This window comes from Streptomyces sp. DSM 106670 (assembly GCF_055792845.1).
Window position 1 is genome coordinate 94,893 of record NZ_JBSNCL010000002.1, and the last position, 17,223, is coordinate 112,115.

Annotated in this window: 19 protein-coding genes and 1 pseudogene; 18 read left to right on the forward strand and 2 right to left on the reverse strand. The window is 69.3% G+C overall.

All coding sequences use genetic code 11. The features are described 5' to 3' along the window. Window positions 1-114 precede the first annotated feature (114 nt). Together ACSMXR_RS36520 and ACSMXR_RS36525 are read left to right on the forward strand one after the other, a co-directional pair. Window positions 115-816 carry a hypothetical protein gene (locus ACSMXR_RS36520; protein WP_473172589.1) on the forward strand — a complete coding sequence of 234 codons (702 nt, stop codon included), beginning with the start codon at window positions 115-117 and terminating at the stop codon, window positions 814-816. A 377-nt stretch (window positions 817-1,193) separates the two neighbouring features. Beyond that, on the forward strand, window positions 1,194-1,706 hold the full coding sequence (locus ACSMXR_RS36525; protein WP_473172590.1) for a hypothetical protein: 513 nt from the start codon (window positions 1,194-1,196) through the stop codon (window positions 1,704-1,706). Window positions 1,707-1,724: 18 nt separating this feature from the next. Here the strand turns inward: ACSMXR_RS36525 and ACSMXR_RS36530 are convergent, their stop codons facing one another. Further along, complete coding sequence (locus ACSMXR_RS36530; protein WP_473172591.1) at window positions 1,725-1,952, reverse strand: hypothetical protein; 228 nt, start codon at window positions 1,950-1,952, stop codon at window positions 1,725-1,727. Here ACSMXR_RS36530 and ACSMXR_RS36535 point away from each other — a divergent pair. The 16 genes and pseudogenes from ACSMXR_RS36535 to ACSMXR_RS36610 all read left to right on the forward strand — a co-directional run bounded on the left by ACSMXR_RS36535 (window position 1,939) and on the right by ACSMXR_RS36610 (window position 15,675). Next, window positions 1,939-2,988: an NUDIX domain-containing protein gene (locus ACSMXR_RS36535; protein WP_473172592.1), complete on the forward strand. Its 1,050-nt coding sequence runs from the start codon at window positions 1,939-1,941 to the stop codon at window positions 2,986-2,988. The two genes, ACSMXR_RS36530 and ACSMXR_RS36535, sit on opposite strands and share 14 nt — an antisense overlap. Window positions 2,989-3,036: 48 nt before the next feature. Then, window positions 3,037-3,333 carry a hypothetical protein gene (locus ACSMXR_RS36540; protein WP_473172593.1) on the forward strand — a complete coding sequence of 99 codons (297 nt, stop codon included), beginning with the start codon at window positions 3,037-3,039 and terminating at the stop codon, window positions 3,331-3,333. Window positions 3,334-3,370: 37 nt separating this feature from the next. Next, on the forward strand, window positions 3,371-3,622 hold the full coding sequence (locus ACSMXR_RS36545) for a hypothetical protein (RefSeq protein ID WP_473172594.1): 252 nt from the start codon (window positions 3,371-3,373) through the stop codon (window positions 3,620-3,622). Between the two features lie 12 nt (window positions 3,623-3,634). Continuing rightward, window positions 3,635-4,123: an AAA family ATPase gene (locus tag ACSMXR_RS36550; protein ID WP_473172595.1), complete on the forward strand. Its 489-nt coding sequence runs from the start codon at window positions 3,635-3,637 to the stop codon at window positions 4,121-4,123. Then, entirely contained in the window at window positions 4,120-4,446 is a 327-nt protein-coding gene (locus tag ACSMXR_RS36555) for a hypothetical protein (protein WP_473172596.1), read from the forward strand. The genes ACSMXR_RS36550 and ACSMXR_RS36555 overlap by 4 nt, the downstream gene beginning before the upstream one ends. Window positions 4,447-4,565: 119 nt before the next feature. Then, window positions 4,566-5,204, forward strand: a complete 639-nt coding sequence (locus ACSMXR_RS36560) for a GGDEF domain-containing protein (protein ID WP_473172597.1) — start codon at window positions 4,566-4,568, stop codon at window positions 5,202-5,204. Next, window positions 5,201-5,641, forward strand: a complete 441-nt coding sequence (locus ACSMXR_RS36565) for an ASCH domain-containing protein (RefSeq protein WP_473172598.1) — start codon at window positions 5,201-5,203, stop codon at window positions 5,639-5,641. Before ACSMXR_RS36560 ends, ACSMXR_RS36565 begins: the two co-directional genes overlap by 4 nt. A gap of 403 nt (window positions 5,642-6,044) precedes the next feature. Next, window positions 6,045-6,233: a hypothetical protein gene (locus tag ACSMXR_RS36570; RefSeq protein ID WP_473172599.1), complete on the forward strand. Its 189-nt coding sequence runs from the start codon at window positions 6,045-6,047 to the stop codon at window positions 6,231-6,233. Next, window positions 6,230-6,700 carry a hypothetical protein gene (locus tag ACSMXR_RS36575; RefSeq protein ID WP_473172600.1) on the forward strand — a complete coding sequence of 157 codons (471 nt, stop codon included), beginning with the start codon at window positions 6,230-6,232 and terminating at the stop codon, window positions 6,698-6,700. Before ACSMXR_RS36570 ends, ACSMXR_RS36575 begins: the two co-directional genes overlap by 4 nt. A gap of 89 nt (window positions 6,701-6,789) precedes the next feature. Further along, window positions 6,790-7,374: a hypothetical protein gene (locus ACSMXR_RS36580; RefSeq protein ID WP_473172601.1), complete on the forward strand. Its 585-nt coding sequence runs from the start codon at window positions 6,790-6,792 to the stop codon at window positions 7,372-7,374. 403 nt (window positions 7,375-7,777) lie between these two features. Then, entirely contained in the window at window positions 7,778-8,416 is a 639-nt protein-coding gene (locus ACSMXR_RS36585; protein WP_473172602.1) for a ParA family protein, read from the forward strand. Next, the gene (locus ACSMXR_RS36590; RefSeq protein WP_473172603.1) at window positions 8,413-9,486 is read left to right on the forward strand and encodes a hypothetical protein; all 1,074 of its coding nucleotides are present in this window, start codon (window positions 8,413-8,415) and stop codon (window positions 9,484-9,486) included. Before ACSMXR_RS36585 ends, ACSMXR_RS36590 begins: the two co-directional genes overlap by 4 nt. Before the next feature lie 204 nt (window positions 9,487-9,690). Beyond that, a complete protein-coding gene (locus ACSMXR_RS36595; protein ID WP_473172604.1) occupies window positions 9,691-10,632 on the forward strand; it encodes a restriction endonuclease in 942 nt (313 codons plus the stop codon). Next, window positions 10,633-11,664, forward strand: a complete 1,032-nt coding sequence (locus ACSMXR_RS36600; RefSeq protein ID WP_473172605.1) for a restriction endonuclease — start codon at window positions 10,633-10,635, stop codon at window positions 11,662-11,664. A 241-nt stretch (window positions 11,665-11,905) separates the two neighbouring features. Beyond that, window positions 11,906-13,081 (forward strand): annotated as a pseudogene (locus ACSMXR_RS36605) (DUF2637 domain-containing protein); the annotation flags it as partial. 1,727 nt (window positions 13,082-14,808) lie between these two features. Next, window positions 14,809-15,675: a hypothetical protein gene (locus ACSMXR_RS36610; RefSeq protein ID WP_473172606.1), complete on the forward strand. Its 867-nt coding sequence runs from the start codon at window positions 14,809-14,811 to the stop codon at window positions 15,673-15,675. 156 nt (window positions 15,676-15,831) lie between these two features. Here the strand turns inward: ACSMXR_RS36610 and tyrS are convergent, their stop codons facing one another. Continuing rightward, entirely contained in the window at window positions 15,832-17,103 is a 1,272-nt protein-coding gene (tyrS, locus tag ACSMXR_RS36615) for a tyrosine--tRNA ligase (protein ID WP_137233906.1), read from the reverse strand. Window positions 17,104-17,223: the final 120 nt, after the last annotated feature.

A 17,223-nucleotide genomic window follows, 5' to 3' on the forward strand; every position in this document is an offset into this window, starting at 1 on the left:
CTGCCGTGCCGCCCCACCCAGCACCGGGTGGGGCAGTGCGCAGGACCGGCCAGCCCGCCCATCGAACGGCCGCTCCGGCCCACGCCCCATCACCCTGCTCACCCTGGAGACCTCATGAAACCGGTGCTTACCGCCTCCGTGCCCCAGCTCCGCCGGCTGCGCGAGCGGATGCTCGCCACCGCGTACACCAACGCCGACTACTGGACCCGGCACATCGCCTTCCTCACCGACCAGGCCGTCGCCGCGCTCGCCCACCGCGACCCGGAAGCCGCCGAAGCGCTCGCCGGATCGCTCCTCGCCCGAGAGGAACCGCTCTACGACGCCGAGATCCTGACCGCGGCCTCGGACGCCGGGATCGACACCAGCACCTGGGCCGCGCGCCGAGAAGCTGTCCAGACCTACTCCCGCGACGCCGACTCGCTGCCCCCGCAGACCGGCCCGGCCGTGGCAGCCGACCGGGTCTGGGCCTCGCTCTACCACCACTACCCGCAGATCGCCGTCGCCCTGGTCGTCCTCCTGCGTGATCTCCCGCCCACCTGGGATCAGGACCTCTTCACCAAGCTCTCCCCCTTCCCGGCCGCCGACCCGGTCGGATCAGAGGTCTGCGGACCGGAGATCGCGCCGTACGACCCGCACGACCCGGAGAACTGCGAGGCCTGCATCGAGGCGCGGAAGCCGTGCCGCCACCACGGCGGGTTCGCGGCCGGCCAGGACTACCAGACCGCTCTGATCATGACGGCACTCACCGATCCACTGGCCGCCGAGCAGCTCCATGACCGGCACACCGCAGTCGAGACCGCCAAGGCCCGTTCCTGACATGGCGCGTATCCGAACCGCCGCGCTGGCTGCGGCGGTCGTTCCCGTCACCGTCGTCGTGGCCGCCGCCGTCCTGGGAACTGGAGGCTGTACGTCGACCGGCACCGCCTCCACGTCGCCGCCCTGCCCCGCCCGGACTGCCCGCGCTGTCACGGCGACGGCGGCTGGTGGGCCGGCGGCGCGAACCCGGAGACGGAGGCGTGCGGCTGCTGGGCCGACCGGCCCAAACTGCGCGTCCCGCCCTGGCCGGACCACCCCCCCTTCTTAGCCCTCGGATCACCCAACCCGGGGTGCGGGGCCGACAGGGTGGCTGCGCATCGGGAGCGGGGCGCCGCCCCGCTCCCCCACCGCCTTTCGAGATCAGGAGAGATTCCAGCATGCATGCTCACCGTCCCGCCGTTTTCGCCGCTCTGCTCGGCCTGGGCCGCGCCGCCGCCGGAATCGGCGACTTCTGGGCGCAGCCGGACTACTGCGCCCGGGTGAAGGGCGCTACCGACGACCAGCCGGTCATCTACACGGACCCGGTCACGGAGAAGTCGACGACCCACGGCACCGCCGACGGCCGTAGGGCCTGCCTCCGCCACTGCCTGACGTATACGGCCACGCAGGCAGTCGTGGCCGGGGCCGGGGCGCGCGCGCTCGGCATCCGGGTCCACCCCGGCGCCGCCGCGGCCGCGCTCGCCCTGTCCTTCGGCACGCACTACATCGCAGACCGTCGAGTTCCGGGCCACGGCGTCCTGGAGAAGCTCGCCGCCAAGGCCGGTGTGAGCGGCTTCTATCAGCTGACCTCGCACGGAATGAACGGGGCTTTCCAGCTCGACTCCGCCTGGCACCACTGGTGGGAGGCCGCCGCCGCCCTCATCGCCACCACGAAGGCCACCGCCCGGTGACGGCCGCCCGCACCTCACCTAGTCGCCAACGCAGCCCAGCACCGCAACACCGAACGCCAGCGGATCGAGACCGAGTTCCGGCAAACGACCGACCGCCTGCAAGGGCGCTACCGCGGTGCCCAGTAGGGCATCGCCGACGAGCTCGGCATCAAGCGCAACCAGATCCTGCGGCAGACCAAGAGCTACCGGCCCGCCGCCCAGGACGCCGCCAACGACTGACGGAGAAACCCACATGAGCAAGACCACCGAGACCACCGAGGCCGTTCCCGCCGCCGTGCGCGACTGGTCCGTGAGCTGGCCGCAGTACGCGCCGACCGACATCACACCCCCCGAACTGCTCCCCGCCGCTCTGACCCACCACGTGCCCGACTGGGCCGAGGCCGCCCCCACTCCGGCCGATGTCCCGGACTGGGACCGGCGCCAGGCCGACGCACTTGTCCCCTACCAGCTCGACGCCCTCGGCCGGCCGCGGAACCCGCTCGGGCGTACCGGCAGGTGCGGCCGGAACCTCAGGAAGTGGGGTGAGAACGCCGCCGCCGACCCGATCGTGGTCGCGGGCACCGGCCGGGACCGCCGGGTTCTGCTGATCACCCGGTCCGACATCAAGGTCGAGGCCATCCCCGGCGGAATGGTCGACCCGGACGAGACCGCCCCTGCAGCTCTCGTCCGCGAGCTCCGCGAGGAGACGCGCGTCAACCTGCGCGACCACACCCCGGTGATCCTCGGTGTCGACCTGGTCGACGACTGGCGCAACAGCGACCACGCCTGGGTCGCGTCCACCAGCGCGCTCTACCAGGTCGAGACCACGCTGACCGCTATCGGTGACGACGACGCACTCGAAGCCACCTGGTACCCCTTCGGGTCCATGGACGAGCTGACCGCCGCGATCGAGGCCGCCGGGCGCACCCTGTACACCGCGCACCGGCCCCTGCTGCAGCGCGCCCTCGACCACCTTGACCAGGCCGCGGTCACCGCGCCCGTCAGCTCGATCGCCGAGCTGGTCGCGCGGCACGCCACGCACCTCGCCCACCTCACCGAGGAGCCGCTCGCCGAGACCGGGTCCGACCTCATCGACCAGCTCAGGGAGGCCGAGGAGCGCCTCGACCGGGCCAAGATCACCGGCGGCGACCAGCTCGGTGAGGCCGCCGGCCTGCTCGACCAGGCGCTCGACGTGGAGCTGGACGGCGGCACCCGGCTGGAGCAGCAGGTGTTCGTCGTCCGCGCCGCGGACCTGCTGCGCACCCTGGACGAGATGACCACCGAGTACCGCCACGCGACCTGAGCACCGCCCGTTGTTCTATGCGGACCTACGCGACTGATTGGAACACGCATGCCCAGCAGTGACATCACTCCCGCTTCCATCAAACTTCTCCGCGCCATCGTCGAGCAGGACGACGGCCACGGCGTCGTGTTCCACACGGAGCCCAGGTCCCGGTGGCGCTTGAACGGCTCCCGCTACACCGTCAACGCCAGGACCTTCTTCCCTCTCGCTGGCAACGGCCTGGTCGACGTCGGAAACGGCACCACCGACCCGGTCAAGATCACTCCGGAGGGTCGGGTCTACCTGCAGAAGCTGGACGAGAACAAGAAACCGGAGTCGCAGCAGAGCGCAAGCAGCGCTGCCTGATTGGCCACCGTCGGTGGCGCAGGAGAGGAAGGCCTCGATGACCAGCATGACGATCGACGACGGCGACATCATCATCGGCCGCCGGAAGATCGTCTCGGGCGGCCGGACCGTCGTCCCGGAAGGCACCCGCGTCGACAACGACGCATCGGGCTCCATCACGGTCGCCGTACGCCTGCCCAGCCCCAAGTCCTGCGTTCACATCGCCGACGAACTCGGCATCAGGCGCAACCAGATCTCGCGCCAGACCAAGCGCTACCGGGCCACCGCACCGGGCGCCACCAACGACTGAAAGGGCCCTTCTGTGATCCTCGAACTTCCCGCCGGTGCGCTGTGCGCGCTGATCGGGCCGCCGGGCTGCGGCAAGACCACCTTCGCCGCCCAGTGGCCCGACAGCTGGCGCATCTCCCTGGACGCCTACCGCAAAGCCGCGTCCGACACCGAGAAGGACCTGACCGCCACAACGGTCGCCGTCCAGGTCCAGGGCCTGTTCCTGGACGCCAGGATGGCCCGAGGGCGGACCACGATCGCCGACTCCACGAACGTCGCCCTCCCCGACCGGGCAGGGCTGCTGGCCCGCGCCCGCTACTGGCAGCGCCCCGCAGTAGTGGTGCTCTTCGACGTGCCGCTCGCGACCGTGGAGGCGCAGAACGCGGCCCGCGACCGAGTCGTCGACACCCACGTCGTACGCGACTTCCACAGCCGCATGCCCACCGTCGACCAGCTGCACGATGAGGGCTGGCCGACCGTACACCTGGCCTCCACCCTCACCACCAGCCCTCACACCCGATGAACGGCCGCGGCACCGGGACGCGCGAACACCCCTTCGTCACCACCACCGACACCCAACTGCCGGTCGTCTGCTTCTGGTTCCTCGACCCCGACGGCACCCTCTGCCTCGCCCCAGGGTGCACAGCCCGGATCCAGGACCCCGAGGCACAGTGCCTGTGCGACACCCTCGCGGCCCGCCTCGACCGGCTCACCGCGAAACTGCAGAACCTCCAGGAACGGCAGGACACCGAGAACGCGTGGTGGCACGCCCTGAGCGACGTGGTGCACGACCACCCCGACAGCCAGACGATCCTCACCGCCACCCGCACCCGCACCGGCCGCTGAACTCGGCGGGCGAGCGCCCCCTGACTAAACCTCAGCGCCGACAAAGCGCTCGGGACCGCCGAGGCAACGGCGGTCCCGAGCTGTTCCCCACCCGTGCACAGACGAGAGGGACCCCCATTATGTACGACCTCCTGCTCGCCACCGGCGTCCCGCTCACCGGCTGGGCGATCCACGCAGCCGCGCTGCACAAACGCATCGCCGCCACGAAGCGCGACCCGCTCACCGGACTCCTGCGCCGCGACGCCTACACCACCCGCGCCCGCCGCCTCCTCGCCCGCGCCGGCAAAGACGTCACCGTGGTCATGGTCGACGCCGACCACTTCAAGCAGATCAACGACCGCCACGGCCACGCCGCCGGCGACACGGTCCTCGCCGCCTTCGGCACCCGCCTCACCGCTTGGGCCGGACCGCACGCAGCGATCGGACGCCTCGGAGGCGACGAGTTCGCCATCGCCCTGCAACTGAACGCCGACCGACGCGAGCAGCGTCTGGAACAGCTGCTCCAGACGCTCCACACCCCGGTCGTCCTGGACGACGAGCGCACCGTCGACGTCGCCGCCTCGGTCGGCGCCGCAACCCCGGACGCGCTCTGCACCCGCGACCTGTCGCACCTCCAGAGGGCCGCCGACGCAGCGCTGTACGAGGGGAAGCACTCCGGCCGCGCAGTCGTCGCCACGGCCGCGCACGCGGCCACGCCGTCCATCAACGGGCGCCGGGCCGGCCGCCCGGGCACCACCGTGTGGGGGCGAGCCGCATGAGCGCTCTGCCCCTGCCCGAGGGCGACTGGATCCGCGGCATCAGCATCAAACAGCCCTGGACAGCCGCGATCCTGACCGGCGCAAAGATCATCGAGAACCGGCCCCGGCCGTGGCGCCCGGGCTGGGCGCTCCTGCATGCGAGCCAACAGATCGACCGCCCCGCACTACGCCTCCCGCTGGTCGCCCGCACGATCCGCGACCGCCAGCTGGTCACCGGCGCGGTGGTCGGCATCGCCCGGATCACCGACTGCCACCAGGACCCCGAAGGGTCCCCGCTCTGCTCCCCCTGGGCGCACCCCGGCTCCTGGCACCTCAAGCTTGACGACGTCCAGGAACTGCCCCTGCCCGTCCCCGCACGCGGGCAGCTCGGCCCCTGGCGGCCCACCGAGGACCTCGTCAACCAGGTCCTCCAGCAGCTGCCCGACTTCCGGCCGTGACCCGCACCCGAGCCAAGACGCCGCCAGTGGAGCCGGGACTGATCCCGGCCCCCGGCGGCCTCCTCAACTGGCCTCAGCACTTCGACCGCTGGCAGAACCGCCCCTGCGCCCTGAGCGACCAGCCCACACCTATGCGCTCCCACACCGGCGAGCCCGTTCACAAGAGCTGTGCCGAGTCCTGGATCGCGGCGAACCCCGTCTCGGCCAGTTCGCCTCGGACACCCAGGCCAGCCGCCGCCGAGGTCACGACCACGCCTGAACCACCCACCAGGACAGCCCGCAGTCGCGCCCGCCACTCACCACGAAGGCGTCACCGACCCGTGACCCCGAGCGACTCACCACATGCCCCGCCACAGCGCCACCGCAGCGTCCACTCCTGAACCCCCTCCTCCGGAGGCACCTCATGAGCACCAGCACGCACGACCGCGCCTACCCCGAACCCGCCGCCCACCCCAACTGGACCACCCGCCGACCCGCACCGCACCCCCTCACCCCCGCACAGCAGCAGCACAACCGAGACGCCCTCCTCCGCGCCCAGCACACCCCGAGCCCCCGCCGCACACGGAAGAACCCCACGGAGGCAGCCCGATGAGCAACGTCACCCTCGACGGATACATCGACACCTCCCCCGAAACCGTCACCGGCACCACCGTCCGCTTCGACCTGATCCACTCCCCCGACCACCTGGACCCCACCGATCCGGACGCCCCCGAGCAGGTCTACGCGTGCACCACCGATCACCCCGCGGCCGCCGAACTCGTCCTGCACCAGGCCAAGCTCGGCGACCTTCTCCGCGTCACCGGTGCCGTCACCGAGCCAGACACCGCCGGCGCTCCCCCGTGCCTGCGCGTCCACACCGTCGACATCCTCGACGTCGTGCCGCTGACCACCGTGAGCGGCACGGTGCTTGAGCGCTACGGCAGCTACGTCGTCGTCTTCGACGCCGACCGCAACGAGGTCCCCGTGTTCACCATCGCCGGCAGCTGGGTCGGCGAAGCCACGACCCCCGAGGGCATCGGACACCTCATCCGCGCCTTCGAGAACACCAACCACCCCTGAGCCCCTGGCCGTACGCGGCCACCAGCCATCCTCCTGCGCGGCACGAACACCGCGCCGTACCCAGCGACCCCACACACAAGGACCAGCCCATGACACGCCTCACCGAGTTCCCGAAGCGGATCGCCGACACCACCTCCCAACTCACCGCACAGGGCATCCCGCTCCTCGCGCCCGTCACGCCGGCAGCACCGCCGGACCCCGATGACCCCTGGGGCAGCAACCACCCCGCACCGCCGGTCGACCGCACCACCCTCGCCTGGTGCACCGCCATACAGCTGCTCGCCGATCACCACCACACCGCGATCGAACGGCAGGTCCTCGCCGCCGACGCCCTGCTCCGCGAGCTCGGAGTCCGCGGCCTCGCTCAACTTCACTCCGACCTCCACCTCGGCGCGCCCGTCGACTACCGCTTCACGCGGTGCCCGTACTGCTCCGGCCTCGGAGAAGACCCCACGCTGCCGGACTGCCGAGAGGTCGGCTGCCCACCGCAGTACGAGTTCGCCGACCACCCGCACATCTGCCCTGTCTGTCAAGGAGCGGACTGCCAGCCCGAATGGTTCGCGGAGAAGCGCGTTGCCGAGCTCGACCGGTGGCTCGCTATCTCCCTTCGCCATGGGTCTGGACGGACCCTCTGGTACCGGAGGCTGGCTCAGCGTTCCCGAAAGCGTCGGTGAGCTATCTGCAGAGAGCATCGTCAGGCCCGTGCCCCTCGTGAGGGGCACGGGCCCCTTTTTGGTTATGGGATCGGCGTCGCGTCTCTGCCGCACCCGCACGCGATCCTTCGTGCCCCGGAACTCGGCGCAGCTCCCAGAGGGAGACATATCTCGTGTAAGTAACTTTCCGCCTGAAAAGCGAAGCGCTAGACCGCGCCTTGCGCGGACGATCTCCGCAGTGCCGGGGTGATGGGATGCGGCACAGGCTGAGAGGCCGCCTGTGGGCCTCACAGGCGTTTTCGCCTCCTGTAAACGGGAGTTGATTCACCCGAATGGCTCCACAAGGCGGGTCAGGCGACCGGTCTGTCGCACGGTCCGCGGCGACCCAATGTAGAGAAGGCCTTCCTACCGCTAGGGTCGTCCCATGCTCATCGCGAACGTGTCACCTCGAACCGGCGGGAAGACGACCAACTCCGGATGGTTGGCGCATGCCCTTCAAGAGGCCGAGGAGGAGTACGAGGTGGCTGGCTTCGATGCCGACCACTCGCAGCAGTTCCACTCCTGGAGCCTTACCGGCGAGTTCACGTTTCCCGTCGAGCCGGCGGCCACCGCGAAGTTCCACACCAGCATCACCCTGCCCCCAGGGAAGATCAACATCGTGGACTGCGGGCACACCGAGAACCACCCCGACATCACGAACAGCGTCTTGCGTGTTGCGGACCTCGTCATCCTCCACATGTCGCCGACGAAGGCCGACTTCGACAGGATCATCGACCCGCCAGACAAGACGAAGATCGGCGAGATCATCGCGATGAGCGCAGCCCTCCGCGAGGACCGCACTCCCCCGCCCGCCTGGGTGCTCCTGAACCGCACCATCTCAGGAGCCAGCAGCACAGGCCTCTACCGAGACATGATGCAAGACGAGGGGTGGAACGTGCTCACCACCGTCATTCCCCGCTCCGAGGCCTTCGGCCAGTCCGTGAGCTACCCCGTAACCGGAGCGAGCAAGGGACCCTTCGGCCAGCTGGTCACCGAACTGGAACAGAGGGGCCTGCTGAAGTGACCTCCTCTCACACCCAGCGGCTCCGCGACGAGAGGGAACGCCGCCGCCTCGAACGAGAGAAGCGCGAAGCCAGCAATCCGGTCGTCGCTCCAGAGGGCGGTGACGGCGCGGCGACGAGCGGGGCGGAACGGCAATCAGCAGGCCGAGCAGTGGCGACGAGCGGAGCAGCGGGGGCGGCGAAGCGCCCGCAGCCATTCACCCCTGACCTGCTCCCGGCGACCGACGCGAGGGATGCGACCGGCAGCCTCTCAGCCGAGGAACTGGACGAGCTGGACCGGTGCGAGCGGGCCTTCGCCAACGCCGACCAGGCGCAGTGGATGCGAGGCCTAGCACTTCATGCCGTGCGCGACAGGCGGCTGTACCGCGACGGCGGCCGCACCTGGATCGAATACTGCGAGGAGATCGGCCTCAGCGAGTCCGAAGCTCACCGGCTGATCCAGGAGTACCCGCTCACCCGGGCCATCTCCCAAATTTGGGAGACCCCGAAGATCGTCGCCGCCTCCCATGTCCGAGCCCTGCTCCCCCTCGTGCCTGCCTTCGGTCTGGACTCAGTGGCGCAGGGATACGCCCACCTCCGCATCTGGGCACAGCAGAACAAGCAGAAGGTCACCGCGGCCGATCTCAGCGCACTGACGGAAAGAGCCGCACTCGGGAGTCCGGCCTCGGCAGAGCCCCTCCCCGTCGCGGAGTTTCAGGCCCGTCGCAAGGCCCTCGAAGCCGGCGTGCCGCCACAGGCAGGACCACCCCCCGGAGACACCGCAGCACCCACAGCTCAAGCGGCAACCGCGCCAGCTGAGAGCTCCAGCCCGAAGCCGCCCTCGGAGGTCTCCACAGGCCGGCCAGAGAGCAGTCCGAACATCCCGGGGCCGGCAGATACCGAGGAAGAGCCGGAGATTCTCGACGCAGAGATCGTCTCGGCGGATCAGGCGAAGGCCGTGCTCGCCGCGCTCCAGGACCTTCAGCAGGACATCAGCACGAAGCTCGCGGGGGCCTCCGCCGAAACGCTGATCGGCATCGCCTCATCCGCGCGAGCCGTTGACGAAGCAGCGCGCGCGGCCCTCGGGCGATAGTCCGGTCTCCCAAATTTGGGAGATTGGCAGCAGGTTCTGTGGTCGGCGAAGAGGTGGGTCCTGCGCCAAGGTGCCACCTGGGAGGGTCTTGCTGAGCAGGGGCGTGGCCGTACGGCCACGCCCCTGGCCCTTGCCATCCAGGACGGGTAGGCCCGCACCCGCACCACTGGGGCATATGTCAGAGGCACTGTGTAGCCTCGCGCGGTGATCATTGACCGGCACGCAAGTGTCACCCCGAACCGCTACGAGGCCTCGTGGCTGCGCCGATCGATCGGTAAACGACTAGGCCGCGCTGACCGTGATGACCTTCTCGCGGCGCTCGTCTGGGTCGCAGAGGTGCGACTCGCAGAAGGCCTGACAGAGGAGTGGCGGGAGTTCTGCGCCCATCTGCAGCGGGAACAGGATGGTGCGGAGAAGAGGCGAAACTTGCTGGCGTGGACGTCTGATGACCAACTAGCTGATCACATGGGCGAGCGTGCCTCGAAGGTTGCCGACGCGCTGGGTGAAGAGCACTACGAGGCCGAGCAGTGCCTGAGTCAGAGCAAGCAGATAGCTCAAGAGGCCAGCGACCACCTAGGCCTTGGGCTGGGCGAAGGCGACGAAGCCTGTCGCGAGACCCGGGTGTCCCTCGGCATCCTTGCAGCACAGCTGGAAGCTGCGCGGCAACGCGTGGACCAACTGATGAGCGAGTACCGCGGGAAGGCCCACGTACTCGCCGAGCTTGAGGCGCTTCACCAGCGGAGCACCCACACTCCTACCCTCACTCAGCTCGACGCCATGACCTCAGATCAGTTCGACGAAGTCATACGGAAGATGTTCGAGCGCTCAGGATGGCAAACCAAGGCCCGCGGCCCCAGGATCACCGAGATTTCTCGTGCCGACGAGAAGATGCTCGTGTACTCCGCCCACGTGCAGAATCCCAAGGAGAACGAGACGAGCGACGTCCGCTCCATGGTGCTCGCGCAGTTCGCGGCCAGAACAGCAGGCTTCGACGCTGTGCTGGCAATCACCAACCTGAAGTACATCTCGCACCCCGCCCACCGCTACACCAAGGAGACGGACCCCACCGTCCAGCTGGTCCAGCGCAACGAGCTCCAGAGGTGGATTCAGTGGGAGATGCCGCTGGAGAAGGCGGAGGCCGAGTAGATGCACATCAACTGGCGCACCACGGTTCAACTACCCGACTACGGCAACGACCATCTGAATGAGCTGTTTCAGCGTCACCTCAGCGAGGCGACAGACGACGACCTCCTCGCCGCGTACCTGCATTGGACGGAAGGGCGCATCGCTCTCGACTTCTGCGGCACGGCTGAAGCCCTGGTAGAACGCTTCTACTCCGAAAACGAAAGCCTCGACAGGCTGCGCATACCCCACGGATCGCGGTACGCCAGCATCTACCAGAGCGCTCGACAGGACCTCCGGCATGCCATCGAGCAAGCCATCGCCACCACCGAGAGCACCCGCCTGAAGGCTCGCGAGAGCTGGCGAAGCCTCTGTGCGCAGACTCGCCATGACCTTGCAGGCCGATATCGGCAGGCCGACGAGATGCATCCCGGCCGATCAGCTGTCGCCCTCATCGGCCAGCTGGGTGAGCAGAACGCAGAGGCCGAACGGGTCGTGCGGAACGCCCTGGTCCGACACCGGCACGAGATGCACCGAGTCGCCGTCCTCGAACAGGAGATGGCCACGTTTCTGGCCTCTGACGGCAGCTTCGATCTCCAGGACGTGGACACCATGAACCCCTACGAGTTCGAGCACATGGTGGCCAGACTCGCCCGACGAGACGGGCTCAACGTTGTCCGGTCCGGCGGTGGTTCACGTGACCTTGGCGCCGACGTCATCGCGGTCACGGCTGGCGATCTTCGCATCGTCTTCCAGTGCAAGCACCGGCATGCGGGCGTCGGCAAGGTGGGGTCCCGGGACATGCAGACGCTCAACGGGACCGCTCGACCAGAACACCAAGCGGACATCGTCATCGCCGTAACCAACGGCACCTTCACCAAGCCCGCCATTGACTTCGCGCGCTCCCACACCATCCACCTTCTAGGCCGCACTGATCTGAGGAGATGGGCGACTTGGGGGGACCCTCTGTTGTCGGTTCTCGGCCTCACGGACGCACCGCTCACCACCACCCCAGGTACACCGGACAGCGACCCCCCATACGTCCAGGCCAGTTAGGAACCGGACGTCTCCGCTCCCTGACCACATGGAGGGGTGCGCCGGGCGCGGCCGCTGGCCTTTGCTTGTTGTCTCCCAAATTTGGGAGACAACAAGCATGGACGCCCTCCCAGCACGCCCAGCCCTTCCCGGTCAGCGTGTTCTCTCCCGCTCACAGGAGAGCCAACCGGTGGAACGTGAGAACCTGGCCCGGCAGATCAAGTACTTGGGAAGGCCGCCGGGTGACAGCGGGAGACAGCAAATGGGGGGTTCGATGCAGCTGACACGCACGCATCGGATCCTGATCGGGGTCGTCGTCGCGGGTGCGGTGGTCATCGCCGCGATCGGGTTCGCGGGTTCCTACGCCGCCGTGCGCGAGCTGGCGGAGGAGAAGGGCTTCGGGTCGTTCTCGCTGGTCTTCCCGATCGGCATCGACGCGGGCATCTGCGTCCTGCTGGCGCTGGACCTCCTGCTCACCTGGATGCGGATCCCGTTCCCGATGCTGCGCCAGACGGCGTGGCTGCTGACGGCGGCGACGATCGCGTTCAACGGCGCGGCCTCCTGGCCCGACCCGCTGGGCACCGCGATGCACGCGGTGATCCCGGTGCTGTTCGTCGTCTCCGTCGAGGCCGCCCGGCACGCGGTGGGCCGGATCGCGGACATCACGGCGGACAAGCACATGGAGGGCGTCCGCCTCACCCGCTGGCTGCTCTCGCCGATCCCGACGTTCAAGCTGTGGCGGCGGATGAAGCTGTGGGAGCTGCGCAGTTACGAGCAGGTCATCAAGCTCGAACAGGACCGGCTGATCTACCAGGCCCGCCTCCAGGCCCGTTTCGGCCGCAGCTGGCGGCGCAAGGCCCCGGTCGAGTCGATGATGCCGCTGCGGCTGGCGAAGTACGGCGTACCGCTCTCCGAGACCGGTCCGGCCGGACTGGCCGCCGCCGGGATCGAACCGGCCCTGCTGCCGCCGGTGCCCGTCGAGGCCGACCGCCCGAAGGCCGAGCTGGCGTACGGGCCCCAGCAGGACCACCGGGGCCCGGGCCGGCAGGAGCACCAGGGGCACGGGCCTCAGCAGGACCAAGGGCTGGGCCAAGGGCTGGACCAGGACTTGGCCATGGCCCACCCCCAGCAGCAACAGCCCCACCCCGGCTCGCTCCAGCAGCAGGTTCCGCCGGGCCCGCCCACCCACGACAGCCCCTGGTTCGCCGCCCAGAAGCTGCCGGACAACGTCCACGAGAGCGCGTACGACCCGCAGTACGTCGAGGGGCTCGAACCCACCCCGGTCCAGATCCCCGCGGGCCCCGGCCGCACCCGTCCGCTGGGTGACGTCGGCACCATCGGCGCGGTCCCGCACCCCCGCCACGAGGAGCCGTCGCCCGAGCCGCCGGAGCTTCCGGCCCCCGAAGAGGCCCCGCACGCGGGGGAGCGAAGTGTTGAAGCTGAGCGTCCCGCCGGAGCCGGGCGCGAAGTGACGGTGACCGGCCTCTCCAGCACCGTTCAGGAGGCCGCGCCGGAAAGGCCGGAGCCGGTGCTCCCGGAGGTGGACTACCTGGCGGCCGTCGAGGAGTACGTGGCACAGCAGGGGCACTTCCCCGACGCCGAGCAGTTCGTGCTCTTCCTCGCCCAGCACGGCGTCATCGACGTCTCGACCCGCGGGCCGTTGCCCGCGGCGCTGCTGACTCCCGTGCTCGAAAGCCTTCGGGGCGAGCACGACGACAGGTTCGTCCGACAGCACCAGGGCCTCACGAGGGGCGACGGAAGGTCTACCGGATCCGAGCCCGAGAAGGCGAAACCCGCTCCGGAGGCCGCTGTCGGGGAACTGCCAGGCCCCCCGGGCGTGACCAGCGCCTGGTCCGACTCCGGCCCGGCGGCACCTGCCGAAGGCGCGACGCAGAACAGGTTGGAAGACCTGGAATCCTGGAACGACGCGTCCAGGGACACAGAACTCGACGACGAACATTCCAGTTCCAGCAGCGTTCCAGTCGCAGCTGCGGCGTCCGGCGGAGCGACGGCGGACCGGACAGGGGAGCGGCGCCGTGTCGTAGAGGTGCGGATCCCCGACGAGGAACAGCCCGAGGACTCGATCCCCGGTGACCGCGACGAGGAACGACCCGAGAGGGACGAGACGCCGGTGCAGCCGACTGGGGCAGAGCTGGTGGCTGCCCGCTACTGGGAGCTTTCCGCCGAGGAGCGTTCCAGGAGCGCCAACTCTCTGGCCCCGCAGCTCGCCGAGGGCACGCCCTACACGGTTGGAACGGTGCGCAAGTACCTCGGCGAGATCAAGAAGCGGCAGGCCGCACCCAGTACCGGTTGACTGCCTCGGCCTCCCGCCGTCCTCCTAGAGGAATCCAGGGAGTCCGCTCAGCAGCGGAGAAGCCCGTGCTTCTTGGCGAGTGGAGCTCGGTGAAGGTACTCACCGCGCCGCAGTGAGACCGCCCGACCGGACCTAGAGCCCCTTGCGCGAAGCGGTGCCAGGAGGCCGCCGTAGATCTGGAAGTCATGTTGGAACGAGCTGACCTGCAATTTTCCAACTCTCGCTGTCGGACCGCTTGAGCGTCCCCGGTGGGAGGTGCCCATGCCGGAATGGAACAGCCCGCCTGTCGGCGCGAGGACCGAGACGGGGTCGCTCCGGATGCCCGGACTTGGAATCGGCTGCCCCGTTCGCGGAACACCGGCAAGGCGTCATCGCTACTCACCACGCCCCGAGTTCCAACTCGGCCCGGCCCGAAACCCGGGGTGGTGAGTTCCGTTCCAACTCACCACGGTCAGGGACAGGCAGCTCACCATGGGAGCGATGGAACTCACCACCGCTGATCAGAGGACCGCCGTCGCCGGCCTACTCGACAACGCGCAGTCGCCCGCATTCCGCGAAGGCTTCCTCGGGGGCAGCTGCGCCACGGCCATACTGGATGGCGAAGCGCGCATGGAACGGCTACGCCGAAGAAGTCGCCCGGCATCGCTGATGTTCCACAACCTGTCCGATGCCGCGCTTTCGGACGACGGCTCCACATTGCCGCTGCCGTCCTGCGCCGATCTGACGCCCACCCCTCAGCACCGGAGGCCGTCGTGCCTGATCCGCATCCCACCCCGCCGAGACCGGACGAGGAGGCCGAGGGCCCCCTGCTGGAAATCCTGCGCGCGCACGCTGGCCCTAGGCAACGGTCAGTGGACGACCACATGTTCACCGGCGGCTCGGCTTGTGGAGTGCCGAGCACCTTCCGGCTGCAGCTGTTCACCGCCCCCGGGCGCCGGCCGGTAGCCGTGGCGACGCAGGACTTCGACGAGGGAGTCGTCAGCCTGACGAACGACGCGGAGCGCTACGCCCTCCGCGTGTGGGAGCAACACGCCCCGGAGAGCCCGGAGCCGCCGATCTGGATCGAGCGCTATGTGGACCGGGAAGGGACCCTCCCCGGCGATGAGTTCGACATGGTGACGTTCGACATGGACGGCGACGACAACCTCCGAGCGGTCGGATGGTGGCCCGTCTCTCCACAGCAGCTCGCGAAGCTGGTCGGCACCGCAGTTGACGGGTCCCGCGGATCGGGATACGTGCCGCGCCCGTCTCCTCCTGAACCGGTACTGCAGTACCGGTTCATCGCCGTCGCCGACCTCCCCGAGCCCACGCCGTTCCGGGAGAGCTGCATGGCGGCTCCCCGAAACGGCTTCGCCCGGCTCCGCCGGAGCGCCGCCTGCTGCTGGTATCACGACCAGAACTGGTCACGGGTCAGCGAGCTCGCGGTCGAGCTGATTGAAAGGGCGCGAGGTACGGGGAAGACGGATCAGGAGATCTCCGAGCAGCGCTTCACGTTGGCCACGGAACTCGGCGTCGGCCATGCGGACCTACCAGCCCTCCACTCGCTGCTCGTGCCTGCTACCGGAATCGTCGCTCACCTTGGAGAGAACGCCTCCTACACCAACGGAAACCACCGGGCCCGGGCGATGAAGGACGCAGGCGTCGCGCGAACCGTCGTGACCACCTGGCTCCCGGCGGACGCCGATCAGGGCGACTCCTCGGATCACGCCTCGTCCTAGTGCGATGCGAGGCGCACCGGTGGGCCGACTCCGTGCCGCTGCCGGTGCCGCCGACGGCACAGAACGGAAGGCCGGTGCAGAGGTCACCCGGAACGCCGCGGCCGGACACGCGAGGAACAGCGTGTCCGGCCGCGGCGTCGTGCTGGGCGGGAGGGGTCAGACCGCCGGGCGGACCTCCACGGCCGCCAGGTTCTTCTTGCCCCGGCGCAGCACCAGCCAGCGCCCGTGCAGCAGCTCCCCGGCGTCCGGCGCGACCTCACCGTCGGCGACCTTCACGTTGTTCACGTAGGCGCCGCCCTCCTTGACCGTGCGACGCGCCCCCGACTTGCTGGGCGCGAGACCGACCTCCACCAGCAGGTCCACCAGCGGACCCAGCTCGGCGACCGTGGCGTGCGGCACCTCGGACAGGGCCGCGCTCAGCGTCGCCTCGTCCAGCTCGGCCAGATCACCCTGCCCGAACAGCGCCTTCGACGCCGCGATGACGGCCGCGCACTGCGCACCGCCGTGCACCAGCGTCGTCAGCTCCTCGGCCAGCGCCCGCTGCGCGGAACGCGCCTGCGGCCGCTCCTCGGTCAGCTTCTCCAGCTCCTCCAGCTCCGCCCGGCTCTTGAAGCTGAGGATGCGCAGGTAGCGGGAGACGTCCCGGTCGTCCACGTTCAGCCAGAACTGGTAGAACGCGTACGGCGTGGTCATCTCCGGGTCGAGCCAGACCGCGCCGCTCTCGGACTTGCCGAACTTCGTCCCGTCCGCCTTCGTCATCAGCGGCGTCGCCAGCGCGTGCACGCCCGCGCCCGGCTCCAGCCGGTGGATCAGGTCGATGCCCGCGGTGAGGTTGCCCCACTGGTCGCTGCCGCCCTGCTGGAGGGTGCAGCCGTACCGGCGGTACAGCTCCAGGAAGTCCATGCCCTGGAGCAGCTGGTAGCTGAACTCGGTGTAGCTGATGCCCTCCTGCGACTCCAGCCGCCGGGCGACCGAGTCCTTGGTGAGCATCTTGTTGACCCGGAAGTGCTTGCCGATGTCCCGCAGGAACTCGATCGCGGACATGCCCGCGGTCCAGTCGAGGTTGTTGACCATCGTCGCCGCGTTCGGGCCCTCGAAGGTGAGGAAGGGCTCGATCTGCCCCCGCAGCCGCTGCACCCAGGCGGCGATGGTCTCCGGGTCGTTCAGCGTCCGCTCGGCGGTGGGCCGCGGGTCACCGATCTGCCCCGTGGCCCCGCCGACCAGGGCGAGCGGCTTCAGGCCCGCCTGCTGGAGCCGCCGCATGGTGAGCACCTGCACGAGGTGTCCCACGTGCAGGCTCGCGGCGGTCGGGTCGAAGCCGCAATAGAAGGTGACGGGACCGTCCGCGAGAGCCTTGCGCAATGCGTCCTCGTCAGTGGACTGGGCGAACAGCCCGCGCCACTTCAGCTCGTCGACGATGTCCGTCACGGTTCCGGTGCTCCTTATGTTTGTGAAAGAGCCCCGAGCTTACGGGAGCGCCCAGTGCCTCCTACGAACCGGCCCGTGCCGCAGCCTGGACCTGCCTGCCAGGTGGAGCGCGAACGGGGT

What these genes read in the sequence shown, in the direction of transcription:
- ACSMXR_RS36575 (WP_473172600.1), top strand. Translation starts at nt 6,230, where the DNA reads ATGAGCAACGTCACCCTCGACGGATACATCGACACCTCCCCCGAAACC.
- ACSMXR_RS36585 (WP_473172602.1), top strand. Translation starts at nt 7,778, where the DNA reads ATGCTCATCGCGAACGTGTCACCTCGAACCGGCGGGAAGACGACCAAC.
- ACSMXR_RS36565 (WP_473172598.1), top strand. Translation starts at nt 5,201, where the DNA reads ATGAGCGCTCTGCCCCTGCCCGAGGGCGACTGGATCCGCGGCATCAGC.
- ACSMXR_RS36520 (WP_473172589.1), top strand. Translation starts at nt 115, where the DNA reads ATGAAACCGGTGCTTACCGCCTCCGTGCCCCAGCTCCGCCGGCTGCGC.
- ACSMXR_RS36570 (WP_473172599.1), top strand. Translation starts at nt 6,045, where the DNA reads ATGAGCACCAGCACGCACGACCGCGCCTACCCCGAACCCGCCGCCCAC.
- ACSMXR_RS36600 (WP_473172605.1), top strand. Translation starts at nt 10,633, where the DNA reads ATGCACATCAACTGGCGCACCACGGTTCAACTACCCGACTACGGCAAC.
- ACSMXR_RS36535 (WP_473172592.1), top strand. Translation starts at nt 1,939, where the DNA reads ATGAGCAAGACCACCGAGACCACCGAGGCCGTTCCCGCCGCCGTGCGC.
- ACSMXR_RS36560 (WP_473172597.1), top strand. Translation starts at nt 4,566, where the DNA reads ATGTACGACCTCCTGCTCGCCACCGGCGTCCCGCTCACCGGCTGGGCG.
- ACSMXR_RS36545 (WP_473172594.1), top strand. Translation starts at nt 3,371, where the DNA reads ATGACCAGCATGACGATCGACGACGGCGACATCATCATCGGCCGCCGG.
- ACSMXR_RS36580 (WP_473172601.1), top strand. Translation starts at nt 6,790, where the DNA reads ATGACACGCCTCACCGAGTTCCCGAAGCGGATCGCCGACACCACCTCC.
- ACSMXR_RS36555 (WP_473172596.1), top strand. Translation starts at nt 4,120, where the DNA reads ATGAACGGCCGCGGCACCGGGACGCGCGAACACCCCTTCGTCACCACC.
- ACSMXR_RS36525 (WP_473172590.1), top strand. Translation starts at nt 1,194, where the DNA reads ATGCATGCTCACCGTCCCGCCGTTTTCGCCGCTCTGCTCGGCCTGGGC.
- ACSMXR_RS36540 (WP_473172593.1), top strand. Translation starts at nt 3,037, where the DNA reads ATGCCCAGCAGTGACATCACTCCCGCTTCCATCAAACTTCTCCGCGCC.